This window comes from Curtobacterium sp. MCSS17_005 (assembly GCF_003234225.2).
GTDB lineage: Bacteria > Actinomycetota > Actinomycetes > Actinomycetales > Microbacteriaceae > Curtobacterium > Curtobacterium flaccumfaciens.
In genome coordinates, this window is record NZ_CP126258.1 from 1,701,296 (window position 1) to 1,720,470 (window position 19,175).

A 19,175-nucleotide genomic window follows, 5' to 3' on the forward strand; every position below is an offset into this window, starting at 1 on the left:
CGACCGTTTCTGCTCACGAAGCGAACCAAAAGCCCCACGCACGACGAAGGCCCCGCACCAACGGTGCGGGGCCTTCTGACCAGAAGGGTCAGGACGTCAGAGCGACGAGACCTTCTTCGCGATGGCCGACTTGCGATTCGCGGCCTGGTTCTTGTGGATGACACCCTTGCTCACGGCCTTGTCGAGCTTCTTCGACGCGAGGGCCAGGGCGGCAACGGCCTTGTCCTTGTCACCGGCGGCGACGGCGTCGTTGGCACGACGGATGTGCGTCTTGAGCTCCGACTTGTAGGCCTTGTTGCGCTCGGTGGCCTTGAGGTTGGTCTTGATGCGCTTGATCTGCGACTTGATGTTCGCCATGAATTGCTCCTGCTCGTCTCGTACGGGTGGGCGCGACCGCAGGGTAGAGGGGCCCTTGGTCGCATCGCGTTCCACCCGTGGGCGGGGAACGCGGAAGCCAGCCACCAACACTACCAGGCAAGCGGGCTGCCACCAAAGCACGAAACACCGCCGGATCGGCGGAAGCCCGCGGCCGACCGCGCCGAAACCCCACGGCAACACGCACCGGATACCGTGACGGACATGCCCTCCCTCGCACCGCGCATCGACACCGTGCCCGCCTCCGGCATCCGGAGGGTCTTCGAGCAGGCGGCCCTGCTGCAGTCGAGCGGCACCGACGTCACGATGCTCGTGATCGGCGAGCCGGACGTCCCGGTGGCACCGCACATCAGCGAGGCGGCCCGTCGCGCCTGGACCGAGGACCGCACCGGGTACACCCCGAACGGCGGGATCGCGCCCCTCCGCGAAGCCGTCCGCGACAAGCTCCGCCGTGAGAACCGGATCGAGGCCGACCTCGAGCAGATCTGGATGACGATCGGGGCGACGCAGGCGCTGTTCCAGGCGATGACGCTCACGCTGAGCCCGGGCGACGAGGTGCTCGTGCCGGACCCCGGCTACACGACCTTCACGATGAACGCCCACATCATCGGCGCGACCCCGGTGCCGTACCGGCTGGAGCCGCAGCACGGGTTCGAACCCGACCTGCAGGCCCTCGAGGCGAGCGTCACCGAACGCACCCGGGTCCTGATCGTCAACTCGCCGTCGAACCCGCTCGGCTCGGTCTTCGGCGAGGAGACCCTGCGCGCGCTGCTGGCCTTCGCGAAGCGGCACGACCTCTGGGTCATCAGCGACGAAGTCTACGAGTACTTCACCTACGGCACCCGGCACGTCAGCCTGGCGGCGCTCGACGAGGACGACCGCGTGTTCTCGGCGTTCTCGCTCAGCAAGACGTACGCGATGACCGGCGTCCGCGTCGGCTACCTCGTCACGCCGAAGGGGCTCGGCGCGACGATGCGGACCACGCAGGAGGCCATGATCAGCTGCGTCGCCGAACCCGACCAGTACGCGGCCCTCGCGGCGATCGTGGGGGACCACTCCGCGGTGCGCGACGCCCGGGAGCACTACCGCGCGAACCTCGAGGTCGCGAAGGAGACGCTCGACGCCGCCGGCATCCGGTACCTCGACCCGCGCGGGGCGTTCTACCTGTGGATCGACATGTCGCACGCCTCCGACGGGGACATCGCCGAGTGGGCGCTGGGGTTCCTGCAGCGCGAGCGGGTCGCCGTCGCACCGGGCAGCGCCTTCGGACGCACCGGCGAGGGCTGGATCCGCGTCTGCCTCGCAGCCACCGCGGACGACCTCCGGCACGGCCTCGGTGCCCTGCCGGCTCCGGCGCACGCGACCGTCTGACCGGCGGCCGACGCCCGCCTCGTCGACCGGACCACGGCCCTGGAGGCGCGGCCCGCGTCCGTCACCCACGTGGCGGACGCGCGCCGTGCCTCCAGGGCGGGTGAAGCGTGGGAGACTGTTGCGACCGTCCGACCCACCTGAGGAACCGTGAGCCCACAAGCATCCGCTCCGCTGGAGCCCGCAGCGACCCCGGCCGACGCGATCCGCAACTTCTGCATCATCGCGCACATCGACCATGGCAAGTCGACGCTGGCCGACCGCATGCTGTCGATCACCGGCATCGTCGAGGACCGCGCGATGCGTGCGCAGTACCTCGACCGCATGGACATCGAGCGCGAGCGCGGCATCACGATCAAGTCGCAGGCCGTGCGCATGCCGTGGGAACTCGACGGTGAGACCTTCGCGCTGAACATGATCGACACCCCCGGGCACGTCGACTTCTCGTACGAGGTCTCGCGCTCCCTGGCCGCGTGCGAGGGCGCGATCCTGCTCGTCGACGCCGCCCAGGGCATCGAGGCGCAGACGCTCGCGAACCTGTACCTGGCGCTCGAGAACGACCTCGAGATCATCCCCGTCCTCAACAAGATCGACCTCCCGGCGGCCGAGCCGGACAAGTACGCGGCCGAGCTCGCGCAGCTCATCGGTGGCAAGCCCGAGGACGTCCTCCGGGTGTCCGGCAAGACCGGCGTCGGGGTGCCGGAGCTCCTCGACCTGGTCGTCCGTCGCGTGCCGGCCCCCGTCGGCGACGCCGAGGCAGCGCCCCGCGCGATGATCTTCGACTCGGTCTACGACAGCTACCGCGGCGTCGTCACCTACGTCCGCATGATCGACGGCACCATCTCGCCCCGCGAGAAGGTCCAGATGATGTCGACCAAGTCGACGCACGAGATCCTGGAGATCGGGGTCTCGAGCCCGGAGCCGAAGCCCACGAAGGGGCTGTCGGTCGGCGAGGTCGGCTACCTGATCACCGGTGTGAAGGACGTCCGTCAGTCCAAGGTCGGCGACACCGTCACGAGCGCACAGAAGCCAGCGACCCAGGCGCTGCCCGGCTACACGGACCCGAAGCCGATGGTGTTCTCGGGCCTGTACCCGATCGACGGCAGCGACTACCCGGTGCTCCGCGAGGCGCTCGACAAGCTCAAGCTGTCCGATGCCGCACTGGTCTACGAGCCGGAGACCTCGGTCGCGCTCGGCTTCGGGTTCCGCTGCGGGTTCCTCGGGCTGCTGCACCTCGAGATCATCACCGAGCGGCTGTCCCGCGAGTTCGGGCTCGACCTCATCACCACGGCCCCGAGCGTGATCTACGAGGTCACGACCGAGGACAACGCCGTGACCGAGGTCACGAACCCCTCGGAGTTCCCGAGCGGGCGCATCGTCGAGGTCCGCGAGCCGATGGTCCGCGCCGCGATCCTGGCCCCGAAGGACTACGTCGGCGCGATCATGGAGCTCTGCCAGCAGCGCCGCGGCTCCCTGCTCGGCATGGAGTACCTCGGCGAGGACCGCGTCGAGATCCGCTACGAGATGCCCCTCGGTGAGATCGTCTTCGACTTCTTCGACCAGCTGAAGAGCAAGACCCAGGGCTACGCGTCGCTCGACTACGAACCCACCGGCGACCAGGCCGCCGACCTCGTCAAGGTCGACATCCTGCTGCAGGGTGACCAGGTCGACGCCTTCAGTGCGATCGTGCACCGCGACAAGGCGTACGCCTACGGCACGCTCATGACCGAGCGGCTGCGCAAGCTCATCCCGCGCCAGCAGTTCGAGGTGCCGATCCAGGCTGCCATCGGCGCCCGCATCATCGCTCGCGAGAGCATCCGCGCGATGCGCAAGGACGTCCTGGCGAAGTGCTACGGCGGTGACATCACCCGCAAGCGCAAGCTCCTCGAGAAGCAGAAGGAGGGCAAGAAGCGCATGAAGACCATCGGTCGGGTCGAGGTCCCGCAGGAAGCCTTCATCGCGGCGCTCTCCGGCGACGTCGAAGAGAAGAAGAAGTAGCGCCGGTTCAGCCAGTTTCGCGCTGAGCGACACCTCACGCGCTGCGACGACCGTGATCTGTCGGTGAGCGCGAAAGCCCGGTGCCGGTTCAGCCGGTGCGGCGGGCGCGAGCCCGCAGGGCGGCCAGGCAGAGGGCCGGGAGGCTCGCTGCGGCCAGTCCCGCCAGTGCGGTCCGCAGGATGGCCCAGTGGGCAGCCGCGTCGAAGTCGGTCTGCTCGCCGGAGACCACCCCGGCGACCACGGCGCCGACGACCATCGCGAGCGTCACGACCGCGAGGACCAGGGCCAGCCGACGGCCGCGCTCACGCCGCACCGCCGACACCAGTGCGGCACCGAACAGCAGCACCCCGGCGCCGGCGCCGCTCGCCCCGACGGCGGCGATGACGTTCGCGGTGTCGAAGCCGTTCCACGCCTCGGGGGCGAGCACGACGGTGGCGTACCGGGCGGGTGACGCCGCGGCCGACGTGGTCACGTCCACCAGCACCCGGGCGGTCGCCGCCACGCTGAACGCGACGAGCGCGAGCACGGCGAGGACGGCGGTCCGGCGGTCGACGGACCGCGGACGGACGGGGGCGGGGTGGGGCACCTGCTGACGATAGCCCCGGGGCGGGCGGTTGTCGGGCCTCCAGTTCGGGGCGCAGGGCGGGTGGGTCGATCCGACGGAGGTGAGGGCGGATCGGTTCGATCCGGGGCGGCCCGCCCAAGTAGCATGGCGGCATGAGCATCCGCGGGAGCTACCGGACCGCCCTGACGTACGGCGCGGTGGGGGCGACCCAGGCGTCGGACCTCATGACCTACCCGCCGGACGGCTTCACGCCGGCCGAGTCGCGCGCGCGGATCGGACACGGCGACCAGCGGTTCGAGACCGCCGTCGTGCAGGCGCTCACGTGGCAGATCCAGGAGCGCAGCGGAGTCCGTGTGCGAGTGGAGGAGCAGCCCGACGACGACGAGGTCCGGTACAACCCGGTGACCTTCGACGACGACGGTGTGCCGATCGCCCCGGCGTCCATCGGGACACCCCGGGTCGAGAAGTTCGCCCCCGACGGCACCCCGCTGCTGACGGCGGGCACCAGCGCGACGCTGACGATCCACGCGTTCGGGCAGACCGTGCTGGCACCGGTGCGCGTCGTGTCGATCATCGACGAGCACGACCGCAAGGGGTTCGCCTACGGCACCCTCGAGGGGCACCCGCTCTCCGGCGAGGAGTCGTTCGTCGTCGAGCGCACCCCGGACGGCTCGGTGTGGCTGCAGGTCCGGCAGTTCTCGCAGCCGGCGAGCCGGAAGTGGCGCTTCGTGGCACCGTTCGTGCGGCGGCAGCAGAAGGTCATGGCGGAGAAGTACCTGGCGGCGCTGCGGGGCGACTAGCGGTCGCTCCCGCTGGCGGTCGCTGGCGGTCGCTCGCTCCCGCTCCTCAGCGGAGCGGTGGGAGGGCGGCGATCGCGTCCTCGATGAGGGCGGCGTCCTGCTGGCAGTCGCGTGCGACGGTCACGGCGTTCGTGTGCCGCAGCGCGTCCACGTCGTAGACACCGGTCGCCACGGCCAGGAAGGGGATGCCTGCGGCGTCCGCGGCCTCGCCGTCGCGCGGGGTGTCGCCGACGATGACCGCCCGGGTGCCGACCAGTTCCGCGGCGGCGCGCAGGGTGACCCCGGTCCGCTCGACCTCGGTGTCACCGAAGTACGAGTGCTCCCAGTCGAAGACGTCGGCGTCGAACCCGGCGCCGGTGAGCTTCACCCGGGCGCGGTACTCGGAGTTGCCGGTGAGCAGGCCGTTGCGCCAGCCGAGCTCGGCGAAGCGGGTCAGGAGCGCCTTCGCCCCGGGGACGGGGCTGCGGTGGTCGCCGGAGGCGTGCCGTTCGGCGGTCAGGTCGTGCAGGTGCCGGCTGACCGAGGGGATCAGGGCGTCCTCGAAGGCGTGGGCGTGCACGTGCTCGGCGATGAGGCCGGCGTCGGTCCGGCCGTGCTGGTGCCCGACCCGCAGGGTGAGGTCGCGGCCCACCGCCCGCTCGAGGGCGAGGTGGTAGAGGTTGCCCGGGGACGACGCGTTCATCACGAGGGTGCCGTCGATGTCCCACAGGACCGTGGTGGGGACGGGATGGTGCTCCATGGCTCCCATCATGACGGACAATGGACTCCATGCCGAGTGCTCTCCCGATCGCCGATCCAGCACCAGCGGACGGGCTGATCACCCCGTGGGCTGCAGCGGGCGCCGCTGCCGGGCCGGGGGCTGCTCCCGCCGCCGGTGACGTGCCCTTCGGTGTGTACGTGCACGTGCCGTTCTGCCGCGTGCGGTGCGGCTACTGCGACTTCAACACCTACACGGCGTCGGAGCTCCGCGGCGTCCGTCGTGACGACTACGCCGGGCACGCCGTGCGCGAGATCGAGTGGGCCGCGACCGTGCTCGACCGTTCCGGTGTGCCGCGGCGGCCGGTGTCGACCGTCTTCTTCGGCGGCGGCACCCCGACCATGCTGCCGGCGTCCGACCTGGCGATGATCCTCCGTGCGATCGACGACACCTGGGGCATCCTGCCCGGTGCCGAGGTCACCACCGAGGCGAACCCGGACTCCGTCGACGCGGCGTCGCTCGAGACCCTGCGGGCCGGCGGCTTCAACCGGATCAGCTACGGCATGCAGTCCGCCGTGCCGCACGTGCTCGCCACGCTCGACCGCACGCACGACCCGCTCCGGGTCCCCGTCGTCGTCGACCTCGCGAAGCAGCAGGGACTCGACGTCTCGCTCGACCTCATCTACTCGACGCCGGGGGAGTCCCTCACCGACTGGCGGACCTCGCTCGACGCCGCGATCGCCTGCGAGCCCGACCACGTGTCGGCGTACTCGCTCATCGTCGAGGACGGCACCGCGATGGGCCGCATGGTCGCCCGCGGCGAGCTCCCCGCCCCCGACGACGACCTGGCCGCCGACATGTACGAGCTCGCCGACCAGGTGCTCGGCGACGCCGGCTACTCCTGGTACGAGGTGTCGAACTGGGCGCGCGGTGACGCGCACGCGAGTCGTCACAACCTGTCCTACTGGAAGGGCCACGACTGGTGGGGCGTCGGCCCCGGCGCGCACTCCGCCGTCGCCGGCACGCGCTGGTGGAACGTCAAGCACCCGGCTGCGTACGCGAACCGGGTGCTGTCGGGTGAGTCGCCGGCCGCCGGCCGCGAGACCATCGACGACGAGACGCGGTACGTCGAGCGCCTGCTGCTGGCGGCGCGGGTCCGCGGGGAGCTCGCGACGAGCGAGATCCGCCAGGAGGCCCGTGGCCGGGTCGCCGGCCTCATCGCACGCGGGCTCGTGGACGGGTCGGCCGCGGTGCGGGGACGGATCGACCTGACCCTGCAGGGTCGCCTGCTCGCCGACGCGGTGGTGCGGGAGCTGCTCGACTGAGGGGCGTGCTTGCTGCCGAGTGCTTGCCGCTTACTGCTTGATGAACTCGATCGAGAGCGGGTAGCGGTAGAACTGGCCCTGGTTCGCGGCGACCGCCGCCATGATGCTGAAGATCAGCGACACGATCGCAGCGGCGAGGATGATCAGGAACCCGACGCCGAACACCGAGGTGAGCGAACCGACGAAGTACGCGATCGCCATCGTGATGTGGAAGTTCAGGGCGACCCGGGTGTGCTCCCGGATGAAGCCGCCTCGATCGCGGAGGACCAGGTAGGCGACGAGCGGCGCGACGACGGTGAAGAAGATGCCGCCGATGTGGGTCAGCGTGGCCCACAGGCGCTGGTCTTCCGGGCTCATCGGCTGGGGCGGGGTGTAGCCGGCGGGGTACTGCGGCCCGCCGGGGTACTGGGGGCCGCCGGGCTGCTGGGGGCCACCGGGGCCGTGGCCGTACGGGCCGCCGGGCTGCTCGGGTCCGGGGCCGTCGGGCTGCTGTCCGTAGGTCATGGCGGAAGCGTATCGGCCGACCGCCCGGAAGTCCCGGGCCGTCAGCGGTCGGGCGTAGGATCAGCAGTCGACACGTCCGAGTGCCAGGTCGATCGGGAAAGGAGGCGCTCGTGGTCAGTGAACGCAGCCTCGAGGTCCTCAAGGCCATCGTGCGCGACTACGTGGCGTCGCGTGAACCCGTCGGGTCGAAGACCATCGTCGAGCGGCACGCCTTCGGGGTCAGCGCCGCGACGATCCGCAACGACATGGCCCTGCTCGAGGACGAGCAGCTGATCGCCGCGCCGCACACCTCGTCCGGCCGGGTGCCGACCGACAAGGGGTACCGCGTCTTCGTCGACCACCTGGCGGGTGCCCGTCCGCTCTCCAGCGCGCAGCGGCACGCCATCGAGACCTTCCTCGGTGCCCCGAACGACCTCGACGAGGTCCTCGGGCGCACCGTCCGGCTGCTCAGCCAGCTCACCAACCAGGTCGCCCTGGTGCAGTACCCCTCGATGGTGCGTGCCCGGGTGCAGCACGTCGAGCTCGTCCGGCTCGGTGACGCCCGGTTGATGGTGGTGCTCATCACCGACACCGCCCGTGTCGAACAGCGCGTGGTCGAGACCGACGTCCCGCTCGATGAAGGCTCGCTGGGCGAACTCCGCACCGTGGTGAACGGCGCGACGGTGGGGCTCCTGCTGCAGGACGTCCCGACCGCGCTCCGAGCCGTGCCGCAGCAGCTCCGCCCCGACGCCCAGACGCTCGGCGGTGTCGTCGTCGCCACGCTCATCGAGCAGGTCGCTGCGAACCGGCAGGACCGCCTGCTGATGGCCGGTGCGGCCAACCTGGCGAAGAGCGAGCAGGACTTCTCCGGCGGACTCTTCCCGGTGCTCGAAGCGATCGAGGAACAAGTCACCCTGCTCCGGTTGTTCGGGGAGATGCAGGTGGACGACATCGCGGTGGCGGCCAGCATCGGCGTCGAGAACGCCGAGTACGGGCTCGACGCCACGAGCATCGTCGCCGGCGGCTACCTGGCCGGTGGCGAGGTGGCCCGCCTGGGCGTCCTCGGACCGACCCGCATGGACTACGGCACGAACATGGCGGCCGTCCGCGCCGTCGCCCGCTACCTGTCCAAGCTCCTGGGCGAACACTGACCAACCGACCGAACCCAACCGACTGAGGGATACGTGGCAGACCACTACGACGTCCTCGGCGTCCAGCGAGACGCCTCCGATGCCGACATCAAGAAGGCCTACCGCCGCCTGGCGCGTGAGCTCCACCCGGACGTGAACCCGGCACCCGACGCCGCCGAGCGCTTCAAGGACGTGACGCACGCGTACGACGTGCTGAGCGATCCCGAGCAGCGGCGCCGGTACGACGCCGGGCCGCAGGCCGACAGCCCCTTCGGTGGTGGCGCCGGTGGCTTCAGCGACATCTTCGACGCCTTCTTCGGTGGCGGCGGCGGTGGCGGCGGCCGTGGGTCGGGCCCGCGCAGCCGTGCCGAGCGCGGCCAGGACGCCCTGCTCCGCATCGAGGTCGACCTCGACGAGGTCGTCTTCGGCACCCACAAGGACGTCGAGGTCGACACGGCGGTGCTGTGCGAGACCTGCCACGGCTCCTGCTGCGCACCGGGCACAAGCCCGCGCACGTGCGACATCTGCGGCGGCTCCGGGCACATCCAGCGCCAGGTCCGTTCGCTCCTGGGCAACGTGGTGACGAGCGCCCCGTGCGGCACCTGCCGCGGGTACGGCACCGTCATCCCGAGCCCTTGCCCGACCTGCCAGGGTCAGGGCCGCGTCCGCGCGCGTCGCACCGTGCCGGTGGACGTCCCCGCCGGTGTCGACTCCGGTCTCCGCCTGCAGATGCCGGGCCAGGGCGAGGTCGGTCCGGCCGGCGGCCCGTCCGGTGACCTGTACCTCGAGATCCGTGTGCGCCACGACGACGTCTTCAGCCGTGACGGCGACGACCTGCTCGCGACGCTCGAGGTCGGTATGACCGACGCCGTCCTCGGCACGACCACCACGATCGACGGCCTCGACGGTCCGGTCGAGCTCGAGATCCGTCCCGGTGTGCAGAGTGCCGACGTCCTCGTCATCAAGGACCGCGGCATCACGAAGCTGCGTGGGAACGGCCGCGGTGACCTGCGGGTGGGCGTGCAGGTCGTCACGCCGACCAAGCTGTCCCACAAGGAACGACAGCTGGTGGAGCAGCTCGCGAAGTCGCACAAGACCACCGCCCCGCAGCTCGCCCGGTTCCAGCAGGGCATGTTCGGCAAGCTCCGCGACCGGTTCTTCAACCACTGATGGCGTCGCTGTACCTCGTCGACTCGCTGGACGGCGTCGCCGTCGGTGACCCGGTGTCGCTCGACGGCGCCGAGGGCCGACACGCGGTCTCCGTCGCGCGCGTCCGGGTCGGCGAGGTCCTGCGGATCGCCGACGGCCGGGGCACCGTGGTCTCCGGCCCGGTGACGGCACTCGGCAAGGACACGCTGGAGCTCGCGGTCGAGACCGTCGAGCACCAGGACGCACCGCGCCCGTCGCTGACACTCGTGCAAGCGCTGGCAAAGGGCGGTCGCGACGAGATGGCGGTGCAGGCGGCGACCGAGATCGGGGTCGACCGGGTCGTGCCGTGGTCGGCCGCGCGCAGCGTCTCCCGGTGGGACGGTGCGAAGGTCGAGAAGGGCCGTGCCCGATGGGCCGCGATCGCGCACGAGGCCGCGAAGCAGGCGATCCGTCCGCGCGTGCCCGTCGTCGCGCCGCTGGTGACGACCGGACAGCTCGTGTCCGCGCTGGGGGACGGGACCACCCTCGTCCTGCTCGACCCGACCGCGACCGTGCGGCTCGCCACCTGGGAGCCCCCGACGGACGCCGAGGACATCGCCCTCGTCGTCGGCCCCGAAGGCGGCATCGACGGCGCGGAGCTCGACCGGCTCGAGGCCGCGGGCGCCGTGCGGGTCCGACTCGGCGACAGTGTGCTCCGCACGTCCACCGCCGGACCGGCGGCACTCGCTGTCCTGCAGGCGCGACTGGGTCGCTGGTGAGCCGGACCACGCCGTCGGGCGCGTCCTACGATGGAGCCATGAGCAGCAGCACGCCCAGCGTCTTCTCCAAGATCATCGCGCGCGAGATCCCGGCGACCATCGTCACCGAGGACGACCGCGTGATCGCGATCGAGGACATCGCCCCGAAGGCTCCCGTCCACGTGCTCGTCGTCCCCAAGACCGAGCAGTACGCGAACGTCGGCGAACTCGCAGCGGGCGACCCCGACCTGCTGGCCCACGTCGTCGCCACCGCGCAGCGCATCGCCGACGAGCGCGCCGACGGTCAGTTCCGACTCGTCTTCAACACCGGCGAAGCCGCCGGTCAGACCGTGTTCCACGTGCACGCGCACGTACTCGCAGGTGAACTGCAGGAAGGCACCCTTGCCGGTTAACGAACCAGTACAGCCCACCGCCGCCGACGACGAGCCCGTCTCGGTCTCGCTCCAGGTCGACGGCATCGCCATGGTGCAGCTGCTCGGCCCCCAGGACCGGCTGCTCAAGACCGTCGAGCGCCAGTACCCCGGCGTCCGGGTCGTCGTCCGTGGCAACGAGGTCACGCTGAGCGGGCCGGAGCGCGACGTCGCCCGCGCGAAGGGGCTCGTCGACGAGCTCGTCGGCATGGTCAGGCGCGGGCAGGAGATCGGCCCGGCCGACATCCCGATGTCCGCACGGATCCTCGACGACGACCGCAAGCCGTCCGACACCTTCGGCACCCCGATCGTGTCGAGCCGCGGCAAGTCCGTGCGCCCGAAGACCGACGGGCAGCGTGCCTACGTCGACGCCATCGACGAGCACACCATCACGTTCGGCATCGGTCCGGCCGGTACCGGCAAGACCTACCTGGCGATGGCCAAGGCGGTGCAGGCGCTGCAACGGCGCGAGGTCAACCGGATCATCCTCACCCGTCCCGCGGTCGAGGCCGGCGAGCGGCTCGGCTTCCTGCCGGGCACGCTGACCGACAAGATCGACCCGTACCTGCGCCCGCTGTACGACGCCCTCAACGAGATGATGGACCCGGAGCTGGTCCCGAAGCTCCTGGCGGCCGGCACCGTCGAGGTGGCCCCGCTGGCGTACATGCGCGGCCGGACGCTCAACGACTCCTTCGTGGTGCTCGACGAGGCGCAGAACACCACGCCCGAGCAGATGAAGATGTTCCTGACCCGGCTCGGGTTCGGTTCGAAGATGGTCATCACGGGCGACATCACCCAGGTCGACCTGCCGGGCAACGTCTCCGGTCTCCGGCTCGTGACGCGCATCCTCGACCAGGTCGAGGACATCCACTTCGCCCGTCTCGGCAGCGAGGACGTGGTCCGCCACACCCTGGTCGGCCGGATCGTGGACGCGTACACGGTCTACGACGAGGAGCGCCTCGCCGAGCAGGCCGGGCAGCGCCCGGGTGGCCGTGGCACCGCCCCGGTCGGCAATCCCGACGGCGCCAACCGCGCCGAACGCCGTGGGCGCCCGCCGCAGGACCGCGCACGACCCCCGTACCCCCAGAACGACGCCCGAGGAGGCACCCGGTGAGCATCGAGCTCAACAACGAGTCCGGCGTCGAGGTGGACGAGGCCGCGATCCAGCGGCTCGCCGCCTTCGCCCTGGACGCGATGCACGTCCACGCCGACGCCGAGCTCGCGATCGTGCTGGTCGACGAGGGCGCGATGGAGCAGCTGCACGTGCGCTGGATGGACGAGCCCGGCCCGACGGACGTCCTGAGCTTCCCGATGGACGAGCTGCGTCCCGGCACCGAGGACGACCCCACGCCGGCCGGGCTGCTGGGCGACATCGTGCTCTGCCCGCAGGTGGCCGAGGAGCAGGCGAAGACCGCCGGGCACTCGAGCACCGACGAGATGCTGCTGCTCACCTGCCACGGCATCCTGCACCTGCTCGGCTTCGACCACGCCGAGCCCGACGAGAAGGCCGAGATGTTCGGCATCCAGGGCGAGATCCTGACCGCCTTCGCCGCCCAGCACCGAGGGCGGTAGTCGGTGGTCGTCGTCGCCGGACTCCTCGCGGTGGCGCTGGGGCTCGTCGTGCTCGGCGGACTCCTCGCCGCGAGTGACGCCGCGCTCTCGGTGGTCTCCCGTGCCGACCTCGAGGAGATCGCCAGGGGCAACAAACGCCGGCGCGCCATCGAGGCGATCGCGGACGACGTCGGGGCGCACGTCAACGCGCTGAACTTCTTCCGCGTCCTCGCCGAGACCGCGGCCGCGGTGCTCGTGACGATCGCCCTCGTGCGCGCCTTCGACAGCTGGTGGCTCGCACTCGTGCTCTCCGCCGCGATCATGACCGCGGTGTCGTTCGTGCTGGTCGGGTCGAGCCCCCGCAGCGTCGGACGTGCCCACGCCGAGCGGCTGATCGGTGCGACCGGCGGCATCGTCCGTGGGGTCCGCATCGTGCTCGGTCCGCTGGCCGGGCTGCTCGTCCGGATCGGCGACCGGGTCACCCCCGGCCGCGGCCGGAGCGCCTCCACCGTGTCGAGCGAGGAGCAGCTGCTCTCGCTCGTCGACGAGGCCACCGAGAGCAACGTGCTCGAGGACGAGGACCGCGAGCTCATCCACTCGGTGTTCGAGTTCAGCGACACCCTTGTGCGCGAGGTCATGGTGCCCCGCACGGACATGCTCACCGTCGACGGTGCCGAGACGCTCGCCGCGGCCATGGAGCAGTTCCTGGCCGCCGGGGTGTCCCGGATGCCGGTGACGGGCAAAGACAGCGACGACGTGCGGGGCGTGCTCTACCTGCGCGACGTCGCACGGTCGCTGTACGAACGGCCGACGTCCCGCAGCGAGCGGGTCAGCCGACTGCTGCGGCCCGCCGAGTTCGTGCCGGAGTCGAAGCACGCCGACGACACCCTGCGGCACATGCAGGTCGCCAAGAACCACCTGGTGCTGGTGGTCGACGAGTACGGCGGTGTCGCCGGGCTCGTGACCATGGAGGACCTCATCGAAGAGCTCGTCGGTGACATCTCCGACGAGTACGACCGCGCCGTCGTCGACCGGACCGAGGTCGAACCGGGCATCTGGCGGATCTCCGCCCGACTGCCGATCGACGAGCTCGGTGACCTGTTCGGCATCGAGCTCGACGACGACGACGTCGACACCGCCGGTGGCCTGCTCACCAAGGAGCTCGGACACCTGGCCGTCTCCGGCGACACCGTCACCGTGTCCGGGGTCGTCCTGACCGCCGACCGGGTCGAGGGCAAGCGCCGCCACCTCATCACCGTGCTCGCCGAGCGCACCCACGCCCTGGCCGACGTCGAGGACGCCTTCGACGACGCCGAACCCACCACGACGGGAACCACGCACGCATGACCGACCCCGACACCACCCAGGCCGGCTCGGAGAAGCCCTACCGCGCGGGCTTCGTCTCGTTCGTCGGCCGTCCGAACGTCGGCAAGTCGACGCTGACCAACGCCCTGGTGGGCGAGAAGGTCGCCATCACCTCGTCCAAGCCGCAGACCACCCGGCGCGCCATCCGCGGGATCGTGCACCGGCCCGACGGCCAGGTCATCATCGTCGACACCCCGGGCGTGCACCGTCCGCGCACCCTGCTCGGCGAGCGGTTGAACGACCTCGTGCAGTCCACGCTCGGCGACGTCGACGTGATCGGGTTCTGCGTGCCGGCGAACGAGCCCGTCGGTCCTGGTGACCGGTTCATCAACGACACGCTCGACCAGTACCCGCGCGCCAAGAAGATCGCGATCGTCACCAAGATCGACAGCGCCTCGAAGGACCGCGTCGGCGAGCAGCTGCTGGCCGTCTCGAAGCTCCGCGACTGGGACGCCGTGGTGCCGACCTCGGGCACCCGGGGCATGCAGCTCGAAGACCTGCTGGGCGTCGTCACGAGCCTGCTGCCCGAGTCGCCGCAGCTGTACGACTCGAGCGCGGTGACCGAGGAGACCGACGAGGAGCGCATCGGCGAGCTCATCCGCGAAGCCGCGCTCGAGGGCGTCCGTGACGAGCTGCCGCACTCGCTGGCCGTGGTCATCGAGGACATCGTCGAGCCCGACGCCGACGAGGACGCCGACGGCCCCCTCCGCATCTTCGCGAACCTGTTCGTCGAGCGGGACAGCCAGAAGGCGATCGTCATCGGACACAAGGGCGAGCGCCTGAAGGACGTCGGTTCGCGGGCCCGCGTCGAGATCGAGTCGCTGCTCGGCGGCCGGCACGTCTACCTGAACATCCGCGTGAAGGTGGCCAAGGAGTGGCAGCGTGACCCGAAGCAGCTCGGACGGCTCGGCTTCTGACCGTCCACCGCTCGCACCCCGGGTCATCCGGGCGAGGGACGCGGGGACGAGCGGCCCGCCGTACCGTGGGCGGGTGTTCCGTCCCATGCTGCGCGCGCAGGTCATCACCGACCTGCTGATCGCCGTGCTGCTCGGCGGCCTCGTGCTGGTCGCCAGCGGGCGCGGGCTCGATGGGCCGCTGTCCGTGGTCACCGTGGTCGGGATGACCGCCGCCCTGGCACTCCGGCGCCTGTCACCCGGGCTCGCCCTGGCCGTGGCGTGGGTGTTCGCGGTCTTCGAGATGGCCACCCTGCAGGTCCCGGACGTGTCGAACGCGTTCATCGCCGGCGTCATGTACACGACGAGTGCGTACGGCAGCCGCCGTGTGCGGCTGGCCGGGCTCGTGTCGGCGATCGTCGGGTCCGTGGCGGCGGCGGCGTACATGGGCTTCGACGACTACCGGAACCGCTTGACCTACGAGACCACCTCGACGTCCGTGCCGGAGTCGCTGCAGGTCACCCTGTCGTTCTTCGCCGTCGTCCTGCTCCTGCTGCTGCTGCCGTGGCTCGCCGGACTCGTGGTCCGGACCCGTCGCTCGGCGAGCATGAGTCGCGAGGCCCAGCTGCTGGCCGAGCGTGATGCCGCGCGGGCCGACCGGGCCGTCGCGGTGGAGCAGGAGCGCGTGCGGATCGCCCGCGACATGCACGACATCGTCGCGCACTCGCTCGCGGTGGTCATCGCGCAGTCCGACGGTGCCCGGTACGCCCTGAAGGCCGACCCCGCGGTGGCCGACCAGGCCCTCAGCACCATCTCGGCCACGGCCCGGCGGGCACTCGGCGACGTCCGCGAACTCCTCGGCGCGCTCCGGCACGAGCAGGGGACCGCGCCGACGCCCGAGATCGACGACATCGACCGGCTCGTCGACGAGATGCGGCAGCTCGGGCTCGACGTGCGGGTGGAACGCGAGGGCGACCCCGCCGGGCTGCCCACCACCACGCAGCTCGCCGTCTACCGGATCGTGCAGGAGAGCCTGACGAACGCGTACAAGCACGGAGAGCCCGGCAGTCCGGTGCGTGCCGCCCTGACCTACCGGCCGGACACCGTGGAGATCGCCGTCGTGAACCGTCGTGCCGACGACGGCGTCCGCGGCCCCGGCACGGGCCACGGCCTGGTCGGCATGCGCGAGCGCGCCGTGATGACCGGCGGCACCATGACCGCCGGGGCCCGAGGGGACGACTTCGCGGTCGCCGTCCGGATGCCGACCGTCCCGGCCAGCGGGCAGATGCCCCGCGGCAGGATCACCCCGACCGAGCAGGAGCGCACCGCCCGATGACCACGATCCCGACCGACGAGCACTCGATCCGCGTCGCCCTCGTCGACGACCAGGCGCTGTTCCGCACCGGCATCCGGATGCTCATCGACTCGCAGCCCGACCTGCGGTTCGTCGGCGAGGCGGGCGACGGTGCCGAGGGGGTCGAACTCGTCCGGCGGACCCGTCCCGACGTGGTGCTGATGGACGTCCGGATGCCCGTGATGGACGGCATCACGGCGACCGGTCACATCGTCGGGCAGTCCGGCACCGACGGTGCGAAGGTCCTCGTGCTGACCACGTTCGACTTCGACGAGGCCGCCGCCAAGGCCATCCGCGCCGGTGCCAGCGGATTCGTGCTCAAGGACGCCGACCCCGAGTTCCTGCTCGCGGCGGTCCGGACCGTGCACGCCGGCACCGCGGTGTTCGCCGCGTCAGCCACGCGGGAGCTCCTACGACGGTACGACGACTCGGTCGGCCGTGCCGCCGCCGTCCCAGCAGCCTTCGCCGACCTCACCCCGCGTGAGCGCGAGATCTTCGACCTGGCAGCCCGGGGGTTCAGCAACAGCGAGATCGCCCAGCACGAGTACGTCAGTGAGGCCACCGTGAAGACGCACATCTCGCGGGTCCTGACGAAGCTCGAGCTCCGCGACCGGGTGCGGCTCGTCGTCTTCGCCCACGAACACGGGCTCGTCACCAAGGCCGACTGACGCCGGGTCATCCGCGGGGATGACCCCTCCACAGGCAACCGAGCCGAGCGGACGATCCACAGGAGCCGAGCGGGCGACGCGGGACGGGACCCCTGACCGTCATCGTGGAGGCATGACCACGAGCCACGCCCCGATCATCCGCCTCGACCACGTGTCCAAGCACTACGGCGACGACGCCCGACGTGTGACCGCGCTCGACGACGTCAGCGTCGACATCGGCGCGGGGGAGTTCACCGCGGTGATGGGCCCGTCCGGGTCCGGCAAGTCGACGCTCATGCACGTCGCGGCCGGCCTCGACGCCGTGTCCGCCGGCCGGATCCAGATCGACGGCGTCGACATCACGGCCCTGGGCGACAAGGACCTCACCGAGCTGCGTCGTCGTCGGCTGGGCTTCGTGTTCCAGTCGTTCAACCTCGTCCCGACGCTCGACGTCAGCGAGAACATCCGGCTGCCGTTCCTGCTCGGTGGGCACAAGCCCTCGCGCGAGGAGACCGCCTGGATCGACCGGCTGGTCGAGATGCTCGGGCTCGGCAACCGGCTGACGCACCGGCCGCACCAGCTCTCCGGCGGGCAGCAGCAGCGCGTCGCCATCGCACGGGCGCTCGCTTCGCGACCGGCGGTGGTCGTCGCCGACGAACCGACCGGCGCGCTCGACTCCCGGACGGGGCGCGACGTGCTCGCGATCCTCCGCGGCGCCGTCCAGGAATGGGGCCAGAGCGTCGTCATGGTCACGCACGACCCGGTGGCGGCCGCGAACGCCGACCGCATCCTGTTCCTGGCCGACGGGCGGATCGTCGCCGACCGCCCCGCGATGGACGCCGGCGCGATCTCCACGACGATGCTCGGGATGGAGGCAGCAGCGTGAACGGCGTCCGCTCCTTCGCCCCCACCGTCCTGGTCGCCGCCCTCGGCACCACGTTCGGTTCCGCCCTCGTCATCGCGCCGGGGATCGTGACCGAGGCGCTCCGAGCCGCCGGGGTCGCCGACCTCGGTCCGATCAAGGCGATCCTGTCGGTGGTCGGGTGGCTGTTCCTCGGCATCGCGCTCTACGTCGGCGCGATCGTCACCGCGAACACCTGTGCCACCCTGATCGCCGGGCAGACCCGGATCATCGCCCTGCAGCGGCTGGTCGGCGCGACCGGCGGGACCCTGCGGGCGCGGATCACCCGCACCGGCCTGGTGGTCGGCGTGCTCGGCGGGGTCGTCGGCGCCGTCGTGGGGACCGCGCTCTCGGCCTCGTTCGTCGTCGTCCTGCGGGGCAACGGGGTGCTGCCCGACGCCGAGTACACGTACGTGCCGTGGGAGCTCGTCCTGCCGGTCGTGGCCGTCGTCCTCGCCACCTGGGGTGCCTTCGCTGCCGGTTCGCGCCGCGTGCTCACCGTCACACCGCTCGAAGCGCTGTCGTCGTCGGTCGAGCCGAGCCACGACGACGTCCGGTCCGGCACCGCCCGCAAGGTCTGGTCGATCGTGCTCATGGCCGGCGGCGCGGTGCTCATGCTGCTCGGGCTCGCGGTGAGCTCACTGTCCCCGGTCGCGGTCCTGCCGGCGGCGCTCGGCGGGTTCGTGTCCTTCGCGGGGGTCGCGGTGGGGGCGACGGTCGTGATGCCGCCGGTGCTGCAGCTCATCGGCCGCATCGGCTCGCACGACCCCGTCGTCCTGCTCGCCGGACGGAACGCGATGCGGGCGCCGGGACGGTCCTCGCGGGCGACCATCGGACTCGTCATCGGCGTCACCCTGCTCGTCACCTTCGCGGTGGCGCTCGGCATCATGCAGCACGTGCTCGAGACCGAGATGCGCGCCATGAGCGCGGGGAGCGCCACCCCCGAGATGATCGAGGCGCAACGGGACCTCTTCGTGCAGATCAACGCCGTCGTCAGCGTGATCGTCGGCTTCTCCGCCGTGATCGCCGCCGTCGGGGTCGTGAACGCCCTGGCGCTCGGGGTGCTCCAGCGTCGACGCGAACTCGGGCTGCTGCGGGTGCTCGGCCTGACCGGTGCGCAGGTCCGACGGATGATCGTGACCGAGGCCGTGCAGATGGTCGTCGCGGCCGTCGTCGCGGGGCTTGCACTCGGCACGCTGTACGGCTGGGTCGGCGGGCAGACGCTGCTCGGCTCGCTCGGGACGCCCGTGGCACCGGTGCTGCCGCCGCTGACCATCGGCATCGTGGTGATCGGCGCGCTGGCCCTGGCGGTCGTCGCCACCATCGCCCCGGTGCGGCGCGCGATGCGCGTCCCGCCGACCGAGGCGCTCGCGGTCGACTGACCCGTCGCCCTGGTCGCACCACGC

20 protein-coding genes are annotated in these 19,175 nt (G+C 71.3%); 16 read left to right on the plus strand and 4 right to left on the minus strand.

Annotation, left to right across the window (positions count from 1 at the left end):
• Window positions 1–96: 96 nt before the first annotated feature.
• Complete coding sequence (gene rpsT, locus DEJ20_RS08195; protein WP_017886662.1) at window positions 97–357, minus strand: 30S ribosomal protein S20; 261 nt, start codon at window positions 355–357, stop codon at window positions 97–99.
• 222 nt (window positions 358–579) lie between these two features.
• Between rpsT and DEJ20_RS08200 the strand changes: the two genes are divergently transcribed.
• Complete coding sequence (locus DEJ20_RS08200) at window positions 580–1,746, plus strand: pyridoxal phosphate-dependent aminotransferase (RefSeq protein WP_111236430.1); 1,167 nt, start codon at window positions 580–582, stop codon at window positions 1,744–1,746.
• A gap of 147 nt (window positions 1,747–1,893) precedes the next feature.
• The gene (gene lepA / locus DEJ20_RS08205) at window positions 1,894–3,741 is read left to right on the plus strand and encodes a translation elongation factor 4 (RefSeq protein WP_027465303.1); all 1,848 of its coding nucleotides are present in this window, start codon (window positions 1,894–1,896) and stop codon (window positions 3,739–3,741) included.
• Between the two features lie 88 nt (window positions 3,742–3,829).
• On the opposite strand, the gene DEJ20_RS08210 is transcribed toward lepA, so the two are convergent.
• A complete protein-coding gene (locus DEJ20_RS08210) occupies window positions 3,830–4,327 on the minus strand; it encodes a hypothetical protein (RefSeq protein ID WP_111236431.1) in 498 nt (165 codons plus the stop codon).
• Window positions 4,328–4,458: 131 nt separating this feature from the next.
• On the opposite strand from DEJ20_RS08210, the gene DEJ20_RS08215 reads away from it, so the two are divergent.
• Window positions 4,459–5,106, plus strand: coding sequence for a DUF1990 domain-containing protein (locus DEJ20_RS08215; RefSeq protein WP_035808235.1), 648 nt, complete (start codon window positions 4,459–4,461; stop codon window positions 5,104–5,106).
• Between the two features lie 46 nt (window positions 5,107–5,152).
• On the opposite strand, the gene DEJ20_RS08220 is transcribed toward DEJ20_RS08215, so the two are convergent.
• Complete coding sequence (locus DEJ20_RS08220) at window positions 5,153–5,845, minus strand: HAD family hydrolase (protein WP_181431638.1); 693 nt, start codon at window positions 5,843–5,845, stop codon at window positions 5,153–5,155.
• Window positions 5,846–5,874: 29 nt separating this feature from the next.
• Between DEJ20_RS08220 and hemW the strand changes: the two genes are divergently transcribed.
• Entirely contained in the window at window positions 5,875–7,128 is a 1,254-nt protein-coding gene (gene hemW / locus DEJ20_RS08225; RefSeq protein WP_111236448.1) for a radical SAM family heme chaperone HemW, read from the plus strand.
• A 30-nt stretch (window positions 7,129–7,158) separates the two neighbouring features.
• On the opposite strand, the gene DEJ20_RS08230 is transcribed toward hemW, so the two are convergent.
• On the minus strand, window positions 7,159–7,632 hold the full coding sequence (locus DEJ20_RS08230; RefSeq protein WP_349815002.1) for a DUF4870 domain-containing protein: 474 nt from the start codon (window positions 7,630–7,632) through the stop codon (window positions 7,159–7,161).
• Window positions 7,633–7,742: 110 nt separating this feature from the next.
• Between DEJ20_RS08230 and hrcA the strand changes: the two genes are divergently transcribed.
• The 12 genes from hrcA to DEJ20_RS08290 all read left to right on the plus strand — a co-directional run bounded on the left by hrcA (window position 7,743) and on the right by DEJ20_RS08290 (window position 19,151).
• Window positions 7,743–8,762, plus strand: coding sequence for a heat-inducible transcriptional repressor HrcA (hrcA, locus tag DEJ20_RS08235; RefSeq protein ID WP_110860413.1), 1,020 nt, complete (start codon window positions 7,743–7,745; stop codon window positions 8,760–8,762).
• Window positions 8,763–8,795: 33 nt separating this feature from the next.
• Window positions 8,796–9,911: a molecular chaperone DnaJ gene (gene dnaJ, locus DEJ20_RS08240; protein WP_110860415.1), complete on the plus strand. Its 1,116-nt coding sequence runs from the start codon at window positions 8,796–8,798 to the stop codon at window positions 9,909–9,911.
• Entirely contained in the window at window positions 9,911–10,648 is a 738-nt protein-coding gene (locus DEJ20_RS08245) for a 16S rRNA (uracil(1498)-N(3))-methyltransferase (protein WP_111236433.1), read from the plus strand. The genes dnaJ and DEJ20_RS08245 overlap by 1 nt, the downstream gene beginning before the upstream one ends.
• A gap of 38 nt (window positions 10,649–10,686) precedes the next feature.
• On the plus strand, window positions 10,687–11,040 hold the full coding sequence (locus DEJ20_RS08250) for a histidine triad nucleotide-binding protein (protein WP_111236434.1): 354 nt from the start codon (window positions 10,687–10,689) through the stop codon (window positions 11,038–11,040).
• Window positions 11,030–12,172: a PhoH family protein gene (locus tag DEJ20_RS08255; protein ID WP_111236435.1), complete on the plus strand. Its 1,143-nt coding sequence runs from the start codon at window positions 11,030–11,032 to the stop codon at window positions 12,170–12,172. The genes DEJ20_RS08250 and DEJ20_RS08255 overlap by 11 nt, the downstream gene beginning before the upstream one ends.
• Complete coding sequence (ybeY, locus tag DEJ20_RS08260) at window positions 12,169–12,630, plus strand: rRNA maturation RNase YbeY (protein ID WP_017886675.1); 462 nt, start codon at window positions 12,169–12,171, stop codon at window positions 12,628–12,630. Before DEJ20_RS08255 ends, ybeY begins: the two co-directional genes overlap by 4 nt.
• A 3-nt stretch (window positions 12,631–12,633) precedes the next feature.
• Window positions 12,634–13,956 (plus strand): hemolysin family protein, encoded by a 1,323-nt coding sequence (locus DEJ20_RS08265; protein WP_111023144.1) that lies wholly within the window; start codon window positions 12,634–12,636, stop codon window positions 13,954–13,956.
• A complete protein-coding gene (gene era, locus DEJ20_RS08270; RefSeq protein WP_071405703.1) occupies window positions 13,953–14,891 on the plus strand; it encodes a GTPase Era in 939 nt (312 codons plus the stop codon). The genes DEJ20_RS08265 and era overlap by 4 nt, the downstream gene beginning before the upstream one ends.
• A gap of 73 nt (window positions 14,892–14,964) precedes the next feature.
• Entirely contained in the window at window positions 14,965–16,203 is a 1,239-nt protein-coding gene (locus DEJ20_RS08275; RefSeq protein ID WP_220035030.1) for a sensor histidine kinase, read from the plus strand.
• Window positions 16,200–16,889, plus strand: a complete 690-nt coding sequence (locus DEJ20_RS08280) for a response regulator (RefSeq protein ID WP_111236436.1) — start codon at window positions 16,200–16,202, stop codon at window positions 16,887–16,889. Before DEJ20_RS08275 ends, DEJ20_RS08280 begins: the two co-directional genes overlap by 4 nt.
• 112 nt (window positions 16,890–17,001) lie before the next feature.
• Window positions 17,002–17,754, plus strand: a complete 753-nt coding sequence (locus DEJ20_RS08285; protein ID WP_111236437.1) for an ABC transporter ATP-binding protein — start codon at window positions 17,002–17,004, stop codon at window positions 17,752–17,754.
• On the plus strand, window positions 17,751–19,151 hold the full coding sequence (locus DEJ20_RS08290) for an ABC transporter permease (protein ID WP_111236438.1): 1,401 nt from the start codon (window positions 17,751–17,753) through the stop codon (window positions 19,149–19,151). Before DEJ20_RS08285 ends, DEJ20_RS08290 begins: the two co-directional genes overlap by 4 nt.
• Window positions 19,152–19,175 lie beyond the last annotated feature (24 nt).

Excerpts from the sequence above, each read along its gene's own strand:
- DEJ20_RS08245 (WP_111236433.1), top strand. The coding sequence starts at position 9,911 with ATGGCGTCGCTGTACCTCGTCGACTCGCTGGACGGCGTCGCCGTCGGT.
- DEJ20_RS08215 (WP_035808235.1), top strand. The coding sequence starts at position 4,459 with ATGAGCATCCGCGGGAGCTACCGGACCGCCCTGACGTACGGCGCGGTG.
- DEJ20_RS08250 (WP_111236434.1), top strand. The coding sequence starts at position 10,687 with ATGAGCAGCAGCACGCCCAGCGTCTTCTCCAAGATCATCGCGCGCGAG.
- DEJ20_RS08200 (WP_111236430.1), top strand. The coding sequence starts at position 580 with ATGCCCTCCCTCGCACCGCGCATCGACACCGTGCCCGCCTCCGGCATC.
- rpsT (WP_017886662.1), bottom strand. The coding sequence starts at position 357 with ATGGCGAACATCAAGTCGCAGATCAAGCGCATCAAGACCAACCTCAAG.
- hemW (WP_111236448.1), top strand. The coding sequence starts at position 5,875 with ATGCCGAGTGCTCTCCCGATCGCCGATCCAGCACCAGCGGACGGGCTG.
- DEJ20_RS08230 (WP_349815002.1), bottom strand. The coding sequence starts at position 7,632 with ATGACCTACGGACAGCAGCCCGACGGCCCCGGACCCGAGCAGCCCGGC.
- DEJ20_RS08285 (WP_111236437.1), top strand. The coding sequence starts at position 17,002 with ATGACCACGAGCCACGCCCCGATCATCCGCCTCGACCACGTGTCCAAG.
- DEJ20_RS08220 (WP_181431638.1), bottom strand. The coding sequence starts at position 5,845 with ATGGAGCACCATCCCGTCCCCACCACGGTCCTGTGGGACATCGACGGC.
- DEJ20_RS08280 (WP_111236436.1), top strand. The coding sequence starts at position 16,200 with ATGACCACGATCCCGACCGACGAGCACTCGATCCGCGTCGCCCTCGTC.
- era (WP_071405703.1), top strand. The coding sequence starts at position 13,953 with ATGACCGACCCCGACACCACCCAGGCCGGCTCGGAGAAGCCCTACCGC.